Here is a 9,050-nt window from a genome sequence, read left to right as displayed (position 1 = left end):
GTGGCCACCGTGGCCACGATTCCTTTTTTGTCCTCGCCGATAACGGTGATAAACACCATTTCCTTTTTCTTTTCCATGGGCCGCGTTTTCCGCTTGCATTCAAATGTCTTGTTTGCCCGCAGGGGCATCGATCATTATTCTTCTGCCATGGAAAAGCGCCAGGCGCAATACCATTCTTCGGGGTGCTCGTCAGGCGGACATCCGATGCACTCGGTGCGGATGCGGGGATCAATGGCGGCGCCAAAATAGCTGTATTCCACCAACCCGGCGGATTTGCAGGGATAATCGGCCAGGTTCTTGCGCTTTCTGGCCACCTGGACCCGGCATTCATTCATCTGGAACACAAAACTGTTGGGTCCTTCGTCAATAATGGATTGTGTGTTGATATTGGCATACATGCGAAATCCAAGGGCCTTTTTGAGTCCCTCCAGGCCGGGTTTTTTTGAAAGCCCCAGAAAACGGCGGATCAGGCCGGCTTCCACCGGAGAAAAATGAGTCCAGCAGGAGTCATTGCACCGCTTGGCTTCGTTCATGCCGTGCGTCTGCTCCACGGTCTGAAACCAGACCCCGTCATTGACCAGCCAATTGGCGCACAGCGCGCCAATGAATTCAGCCTTTTTTTCTGCTGAAAGATCGAGCAGAGGCGCAGGCAGGCCGTCTCTGATTTCAAAATCCAGAACCTTGGAAAGACGTTTGAGCTGAATCTGAAAACTTGTTTCAAAGGCCTGATTCAGCATTTCCATGGCCTGTTCAAAGCCCATCTGGTGCTTGACCTCGGAGAACCAAAGCACGTGGTGCATGACCATGCGGTGCATCATGGTGACCATATACCGGCCCAGATCGGATTCAGACATCTCTTCAATGGAGGAAAACGCCGCTGTTTGATTTTTTTGTGTCATGGTGATTTTCTACTCCTCGTATACTTGCTTGAGGTTGGCATAAAAATCGAGTACATCCGGGTTTAAAAGTGCGTCCCGGTTGCTCACGGGTTTGTTTTCAATGATGTTTTTAACCGCCAGCTCCACTTTTTTCATGTTAAGTGTATAGGGAATATCCGGCACTTCCAGAATTTTGGCCGGCACGTGGCGGGGCGAGGCATTCTGCCGCAGACTCTTTTTAATCCGGTCTTTCAGATCCTCATCCACGGTACAGCCCTGGATCGGTTTGACAAACAGCACCACCCGCTCGTCGCCCTTCCAGTTCTGGCCCACCACCAGGCTGTCTTCGACCTCGGCAAAATCATTGACCCGGCGGTAGATCTCAGCCGTGCCAATGCGTACGCCGCCGGGGTTTAATGTGGCATCAGACCGGCCGTAAATCCTGACTCCGCCGCGCTCGTTGATCTCAATATAGTCTCCGTGCCGCCATACCCCGGGATAGACATCAAAATAGGCGGACAAATATTTCTTGTTGTCCGGATCATTCCAGAAATACAGGGGCATGGACGGAAATGGCGCGGTGCACACCAGTTCTGCCTGCCGCCCCGTAACCGGCTGACCCTGTTCATCATAGGCTTCCACTTTCATGCCAAGACCCCGGCATTGCAATTCACCGGCGTAGACCGGGCCCATGGGATTGCCCAGGGCAAAGCAGCCGTTTAAATCCGTACCACCTGAAATGGAGGCCAGCTGCAGATCACTTTTGATGGCGTCATAAACAAACTCAAAGCCTTCCTCGGACAAGGGCGAGCCGGTGGACAAAACCGCCCGCAAATGGCTCAGGTCAAACCGGTCGCCCGGCCGCAGCCCGGAGTTTTCCAAGGCCCCCAGATATCCGGCGCTGGTTCCGAAAACGCTGATTTTTTGATCTTCTGCCATTTTCCACAAGGCTTCCGGACCCGGGTAAAACGGATTGCCGTCATAGAGCACAATGGTGGCGCCCGTGGCCAGGGCACTGACAAGCCAGTTCCACATCATCCACCCGCAGGTGGTGAAATAAAAAACCGTGTCCCCTCGCCCCACATCCGTGTGCAGCACCATTTCCTTTAACTGGTTGACCAGGATTCCCGCGGCCCCCTGGACCATGCACTTGGGAAGACCGGTGGTGCCGGAAGAATACATGATATAAAGAGGGTGATCGGTCGGCAATTGCGCAAATTCCATGTCCGGTGCCGGCCCGCCGAATCGAAAATCCGGATACATCACGGCGTTTTTGATACCCGAAATGTCAGGGTTTTCCATGGTATAGGGCACAACCACAAATCGTTTGACCGACGGGATTTGCCTGGCAATTTCTTCCAGGCGGGAGATGGTGTCGATGCGCTTGCCCTTGAAAAAATAGCCGTCAGCGGCAAACAACACAGTGGGCTCAATCTGGCCGAACCGATCGAGCACGCCCTTGATGCCAAAATCCGGAGAGCACGAAGACCAGGTTGCCCCCAGGCTCACGGCCGCCAGCATGGCAATGACGGTTTCAGCCATGTTGGGCATATACCCGGCCACCCGGTGGCCCGGACCCACGCCCAGTTCCTTCATGGATGCGGCCAGGCGCGCGGCTTCTTCATAGACCCGGGCATAGCTCCAGTACACCGGGGCCCGGTCTTCACCCTGGAAAACCAGGGCGGTTTTGTCATCGCGATATCGCAGCAGATTTTCCGCAAAATTGAGCCGGGCGCCGCCAAACCATTTGGCCCCGGGCATTTTGGCCGCATCGTCGATGACCTGATCATAGGGCACAGATGCCCGGATCTCCATGAAATCCCAGACCGCTGCCCAGAAATCGGCAATCTCTGTGACAGACCACTGGTACAAATGGTCATAACAGGAAAAATCCTTGTTGTACCGCTCGTTGACATAGGTCATAAACCGGTACATGCGGGTCTGCCGGATTCGTTGTTCAGTTGGCTGCCAAAGTAGTTTTGACATCTTCGGCCCCCCTTTTAATGGCAAATTTTTGAAGGTAAAAACAAACTTAATGGTTTCTATAACCGACAAATAATAAAAAAATAACTTCTTGATTTTACTTAACACTTAATCATTTAAAACTTAACACTGTCTGTAAAAAAGAATTTTTACAGGCTTATCAAACTTAACGCCTTTAAAATAATAGAGAAATAAAAATTTTAACAATTTGAAACGCTCAGTTTAAGCCGGCCTGTGCTTTTCCGGCAGCACGGCCTGATCTCCCCATTCTGCGGGCAACAGCTGGTCCGGGTTTTCCCCCTGCTTTTGCTTAAGCTGTTTTAAGCCCGGCCGGGCAAACTTCATATGCCCCTCCTTTAATGTGCGGCCGTTGATCACCGCCTCGCTGCGCAGCCTGTGACCCGCTGTCCGTTCCATTTGGCGGCCCAGCCAGAGCACCCGGTCCACGTCGTATCCGTGGGCAATGCCCATCTCATCGATCTGCACCAGCATGTCCTCCAGGCAGTTTAATCCCACATAGCGCGGGTCCTCGTAATAATATTCCCCGGTTCCCGGCACCGGGCAATCATCCAAAAAATTGGCCGGCTGGCCGCCCATGCCGCCAAGGGTGGCTTCAAACTGGGTGATGCCCGCCTGCAGGGCCGCCAGAATGGAGGCTGCGGCAACGCGCTTGGTTTCATGGAAATGGGCGAGGTGCAGATCCGTGTTCGGTATTTCGTCGAGGATCATGGAAAAATAGCGGTATACATCAGGGGCTGAAGCGCTTCCGTCATGATCTGCATGCTCGATATCTGCGGCCCCGATTTCCAGCCATCGCTTGGTAAACTCCACTGCATCCTTTAATTCCGTGGCCCCGGCAATGGGGCTGCCCCAGATGGTGCTCACGGTGCCGCACATCTTGATTCCCGCATCCGTGCATTTTTTGATGCACCGCTCGGCCTCCTTCCAGTACATGGGAAGCGTGACGCCGGAATTGGCAAAATGATGCTCCTCTTCTGTGGAAACCATCATCAGCACCCGGTCCGGGCCGATACCCTTCTGCTTTAGATCAATGGCCCGGTCCACCGCTGGTTCCCGGATGGTCACAGCCGTGATGCAGACATCATCCGGGTTGACTCCCCTTTTGGCGCAGCGCTTTTTAAACCGCTCTGCCCGAAGATAGCCCAGCACCTCTTCTGCATCCGAGAACTGGGGCAGCAGGTAGGGGTTTCCCAGGTTGGTGACCTCGATGTTGCGGCAGCCGGCAAAAATCATTTCTTCCGCGTAAAAGATCTTGGCCCGGGTGGAAATAAACTTTTCCAGGTGCTGAAAACCGTCGCGAACCGTAATATCGCCAATGGTGACTTTTTCGGGCATGCGCGGAAAAATTTTCCAGAAATCATATTCCGTCATAAATCCCCCCGTGTTGGTTCAAGGTTCAATGTTCAATGTTGCGTGTTTAAAAGCGGAAATTGCCGAAACCCGGCTCGCCAATGGGCTGCAGGGTGCTGACCTCTGCGGCCATGGCCAGCCAATCCCGGATTTCGGTAAATTTCAGGGTCCGGTCGTTTAACAGCCGGGCCCCGCAGAAAAACGGATGGGCCTCTCCGTCGTATTTTTCCACCATTTTTTTGTAAAATGCATCGCGCTCCTCGTCGGTCATGGGCCGGCCCTGGGCCTGTCGCTTTCTGTCCTCAATGGAAAGCAGCACCCCGCCGGCGCTCCTCCCGCTCATCACCGAAGTCCTGCCCCGCATGGTGTTAAACAGAAACGTGGGCCGGTACGCTCTTCCGCACATGCCGTAGTTGGCCGCACCGTTGTCCTGGCCGATGACCAGCTGAATTCTGGGCACCTGAGCGCAGGACACGGCCCTTACCATGTCGGCCCCGTATTTTCCGATGCCGTTGTGCTCGGCATCAGATCCCACCATGTAGCCGGGTGAGCCCTGGACAAACAAAACGGGGATCTTTTCATGGGAGCAGCGCACTATCCATTCCGCGGCCTTGCGGGCGGCTTCCTCGAATATGATTCCGATGCGATTGGAGGCGATCACGCCCATGGGATAGCCCTTGATCCGGACCTTGCCGGCAAGGATGTTATCGCCCCGGCCAGGGGCGTAATGGGCCTTGTATTCAATAAAATGGCTGTCGTCGGCCATGGTTTCGATCACGGCCCGGGTATCAATGGCCTGGCTGCCCAGGGCCGGCAGGATGTCATAGATCCGCTCCACGGGATATAAAGGCGGGCTTTCCTCAAAACGCTGGAGATGACAGGTCTGCAAAGGCTCCAGGGACAAAACCTCCCGCACCTTCTCAATGGCTTCGTCCTGGTTTTTGCAGAAATGATCCGCCCCGCCCGATACATGGGTGTGAACCCTTGCACCGCCCAGGTCTTCCGCGGAAATCTCCTCTCCGGTGGCCATTTTCACCAGGGGCGGTCCGCCCAGAAAGGAATAGGACATTTTGTCGATCATCACGGCCTCGCAGGCCATAAACACGATATAGGCCCCGCCCGCGGTATTGCCGCCGGTGCTCAGGGTCACCTGTTTCAATCCCATGGCCGACATCCGGGCCATGTTGTAAAACATGGAGCCGAAATGCTGGTCATCCGGGAACACATCGGCCTGCATGGGCAGAAACGCCCCTCCGGAATCAGCGATATAGACACAGTTGAGCCCGTTTTTTTCCGCAATGGCCTGGGCGCGCATGTGCTTTTTCAGGGTTATGGGGAAATAGGTCCCGGCCTTGACCCGGCTGTCGTTGGCAAAGATCATGGTCCAGTTGCCGTAGATTTTTCCAAGGCCCGTAACCACCCCGGCGCAGGGCACATCCTCGACCCCCGGGTAATTCATCCCGAATCCGGCAATGCGGGAGAGCTCAAAAAATTGGGTGCCCGGGTCGATCAACTGATCAATGAGCTCGCGCACGGGTTTTTTGCCCTGCTTGGCCAAGCGGTCCACGGCCTCCTGCCCGCCGGGCCACAAAGCCTCATTGACGCGTTCATCGAGCTTTGCCTCCTCGTTTAACCAGTGCTGCCGGTTTTCAGTCATGGCTTCTGTCATGGGATGGGTCTCCTATTTGCCTTTGTACACGGGTTTGCGCTTTTCCCGGAATGCGGCCAGGCCCTCTAAGCGGTCCTGGGTGGGAATGGTAATCCAGTAGGCATTGGATTCAATGGCAAGGCCGGTTTTCAGATCCGTTTCCATGCCTGCATCAATGGCGAACTTGGCCTGTTCAATGGCAATGGGGCCGGTTTCGCAAATCATCTCGGCCATTTTCAGTGCCTCATCAATGAGTAGTTCCGGCTCGCAGATTCTGTTGACCATGCTGATATCCAGGGCCTCCTGGGCATTCACCCGGCGGCCGGTGAAAATCAGTTCCTTTGCCTTGCCCCGTCCCACAAGCCGGGGCAGCCGCTGAGTGCCGCCGCCGCCGGGAATGATGGCCAGCCGGGTTTCGGTCAGCCCCATGGAGGCGTTCATGGAGGCAATGCGCAAATCGCTGGCCAGGGCAATCTCGGTCCCCCCGCCCAGGGCGATGCCGTTTACCGCTGAGATCACCGGCTTGTTCAGCGATTCAATATCGCTTAGCAGGTTGCGGATGGTGTAGATAAATTCCTTTACCTGGATGTCTGTGAGGGTGGCGCGTTCCTTTAAATCCGCACCCGCGCAGAAAGCTTTTTCTCCGGCACCGGTGATGATAACGACCCGGATATCCGGATCAAAGCGCAGGGCCTCGATTTCGGACTTCAGGGCCCGGAGCATGGCAAAATTGACCGCATTCATCATGTCGGGACGATTCAGGGTCAGAATCCGAACCTGGCCCCGGTCTTCTTTTGCAAGGACATTTTCATTTTCCATGACTGGATCCTCCTGTATTTGTGTCCGGACACAGGCCCCGGCAACGGGGTCTTCAGCAACCGATGTTTCTGGAAATCACCAGGCGCTGCACCTCGGAAGTGCCCTCGCCGATATCCAGCAGCTTCTGGTCCCTGTAGAAGCGCTCCACGTTGTATTCCTTCATCAGCCCGTATCCGCCGTGGATCTGCACGGCATGATCAGCCACGCGCCCCATGAGTTCGGAACAGTAGAGCTTGGCCATGGCCGCCTCCTTCTGAAACGGCCGGTTCTTGTCCCTCAGCCAGCAGGCCTTGTACAAAAGGTTCCTGGCGCATTCGATTTCCATGGCTGAATCCGCCAGTTTAAACCCGATGGCCTGGAACCGGGAAATGGGTTTTCCGAACTGGACCCGCTGCTTTGCATATTTCAGGGCCGCCTCATATGCCCCCTGGGCTCCGCCAAGGCCCATGGCGGCAATGGAGAGCCGCCCGCCGTCCAGGGTGTTTAACATCTGATGAAAACCCTCGCCCTGCCGGCCGAGGATGTTTTGCGCAGGCACGCGCACGTCATCAAAATACAGCTCTGCCGTATTGGAAGCCCGCCACATCATTTTTTTATGCATGGGCTTGGCAACAAAGCCCCGGGTGCCGTGCTCCACGAGAAAACAGGTGTATTCCGGGCGCCCGTCATCGCGCTGGCCGGTCACGGCCTGGACCGTGACCCCCATTGACATTTCGCAGGCAGCGTTTGTAATAAAAATCTTGGATCCGTTGATCACCCACTCATTGCCGTCTTTCACCGCAGTGGTCCGGGTTCCGCCGGCATCGGAGCCGGCCGTGGGTTCGGTAAGCCCGAAGCCCCAGAGGGCTTCGCCGGCGCACAACTTTGGAAGGTATTTGCCTTTTTGCTCCGGGGTGCCGAAATAATGGATGGGGCCGATGCCCAGGGAATTTCCGGCGGCCACCGTGGCGGCCTGAGAGCCGTCCACCCGGGCGATTTCCTCCACTGCAATAATATAGGAGATGTAATCAAGCTCCTGCCCGCCGAATTTTTCGGAAACAAACATTCCAAACAGGCCGATATCGCCCATTTTGCGGGTCAATTCCGAAGAAAAAGCTTCCTGGTCATCGAGTTCGGCAGCCACCGGCCCGATCTGCTTTTCGGCAAATTTGCGGATTTCCTTGCGGATCATTTCCTGTTCGGTGGTAAGATCGAAATCCAAGATTCACCTCCTTATGTCAGTGGCAGGATGCCTCGCCCGCCCGGGACCCGGGCGCCGGGGAAACGGATGCAACAATACAATGATCATAAAAGTAAAATCTGTTTTTAAAAAGTAACGTAAACGTTAAGTTTTGTAAAGTGATTTTCCTTCCTATAACAGAAAAATGCATTGGCCTGTCTTGACACCGCAAAGTTTGTGATTATTATTCGGCTATAGGCCAACATCCTGATATATATGGATAAATACCTGCATTTAGCAGGGATGCTGGGTTATTGCCTGAAAAAACATGCATGAAAAAAAGGAGGGAAGTGCCATGATCACCAGAAGATTTCTTGATTTTCCGGATTTTGGTTGGAGAAATCCCTTCGAGGAAATGGACCGGGTGCGCAGATATCTTGACCAGGTGCTGGGCCAGGCCGATGCCGGCTATCGGATTCCCCAGGCGGGCGTATTTCCCCTGGTCAACCTCACCGAGACCAAAGAAAACTATATCCTGCGCGCGGAGTTGCCCGGTGTAAATGCAGAGGATCTCGACATCCAGGCCACCGGCAGAAACATCACCATTTCCGGGCAGCGCACCATCGAACCCGATCCCAATGCCCAATACCACCGAAGGGAACGCGAAGCCGGCCGGTTTTCCAGAGCATTGAGTCTTCCGGGCGACATCGATCGGGAGAAAATCGAAGCGCAGCTCACCAACGGTGTGCTGACATTGACCATTCCCAAATCTGAAAAAGCCAGGCCCAAACAGATTCAGATCAAGGGATAAAACAATCGTCCGATCTTTTCCGAAAGGAGGATGTGATATGACAAATGAAGCACAGAGCAGGGATATGCAGGTTAAAGGAAAACAGGAAGTCGCAGGCGCCGAGCAGACCCGCCCGGGCCCGGTCTTTATCCCGGCAGTGGATATTTTTGAAAACGAAAACGGCATCACCCTTATGGCCGACATGCCGGGGGTGGCCACTGATGATATCAATATTGACGTACGGGAAAACACCCTGACACTGACCGGAGAAATCAAGCCATTTGAAAACGCGGACGAAACCGATATCCTGGTGGAATATGAAACAGGCCAGTATTACCGGCAGTTCACCCTGCCGGAGCTGGTGGACCAGGAAAAAATCGATGCCCAGCTAAAAGACGGGGT

8 protein-coding genes are annotated in these 9,050 nt (G+C 54.7%); 2 read left to right on the top strand and 6 right to left on the bottom strand.

Annotated features, from left to right (window positions below; all coding sequences use genetic code 11):
- Window positions 1-134: 134 nt before the first annotated feature.
- From R6U41_RS11135 to R6U41_RS11110, 6 genes are all read right to left on the bottom strand, one after another.
- Window positions 135-899 (bottom strand): DUF6125 family protein, encoded by a 765-nt coding sequence (locus R6U41_RS11135; protein ID WP_410269911.1) that lies wholly within the window; start codon window positions 897-899, stop codon window positions 135-137.
- 9 nt (window positions 900-908) lie between these two features.
- A complete protein-coding gene (locus R6U41_RS11130; protein ID WP_410269910.1) occupies window positions 909-2,864 on the bottom strand; it encodes an acetoacetate--CoA ligase in 1,956 nt (651 codons plus the stop codon).
- A gap of 219 nt (window positions 2,865-3,083) precedes the next feature.
- Window positions 3,084-4,253 (bottom strand): pyruvate carboxyltransferase, encoded by a 1,170-nt coding sequence (locus R6U41_RS11125; protein WP_410269909.1) that lies wholly within the window; start codon window positions 4,251-4,253, stop codon window positions 3,084-3,086.
- Window positions 4,254-4,299: 46 nt separating this feature from the next.
- Window positions 4,300-5,901, bottom strand: coding sequence for an acyl-CoA carboxylase subunit beta (locus R6U41_RS11120; RefSeq protein WP_410269908.1), 1,602 nt, complete (start codon window positions 5,899-5,901; stop codon window positions 4,300-4,302).
- A gap of 12 nt (window positions 5,902-5,913) precedes the next feature.
- Window positions 5,914-6,699 (bottom strand): enoyl-CoA hydratase-related protein, encoded by a 786-nt coding sequence (locus R6U41_RS11115; protein WP_410269907.1) that lies wholly within the window; start codon window positions 6,697-6,699, stop codon window positions 5,914-5,916.
- 52 nt (window positions 6,700-6,751) lie between these two features.
- A complete protein-coding gene (locus tag R6U41_RS11110; RefSeq protein ID WP_410269906.1) occupies window positions 6,752-7,900 on the bottom strand; it encodes an acyl-CoA dehydrogenase family protein in 1,149 nt (382 codons plus the stop codon).
- Window positions 7,901-8,213: 313 nt separating this feature from the next.
- Here R6U41_RS11110 and R6U41_RS11105 point away from each other — a divergent pair, with 313 nt between their 5' ends.
- Window positions 8,214-8,669 carry an Hsp20/alpha crystallin family protein gene (locus tag R6U41_RS11105; protein WP_410269905.1) on the top strand — a complete coding sequence of 152 codons (456 nt, stop codon included), beginning with the start codon at window positions 8,214-8,216 and terminating at the stop codon, window positions 8,667-8,669.
- Between the two features lie 37 nt (window positions 8,670-8,706).
- Window positions 8,707-9,050 (top strand): Hsp20/alpha crystallin family protein (locus tag R6U41_RS11100; RefSeq protein WP_410269904.1); only part of this gene is annotated, 344 nt, incomplete at its 3' end.

This window comes from Desulfosalsimonas sp. (assembly GCF_046483245.1).
Lineage (GTDB): Bacteria > Desulfobacterota > Desulfobacteria > Desulfobacterales > Desulfosalsimonadaceae > Desulfosalsimonas.
This window is presented reverse-complemented; position numbering and strand designations above follow the sequence as displayed.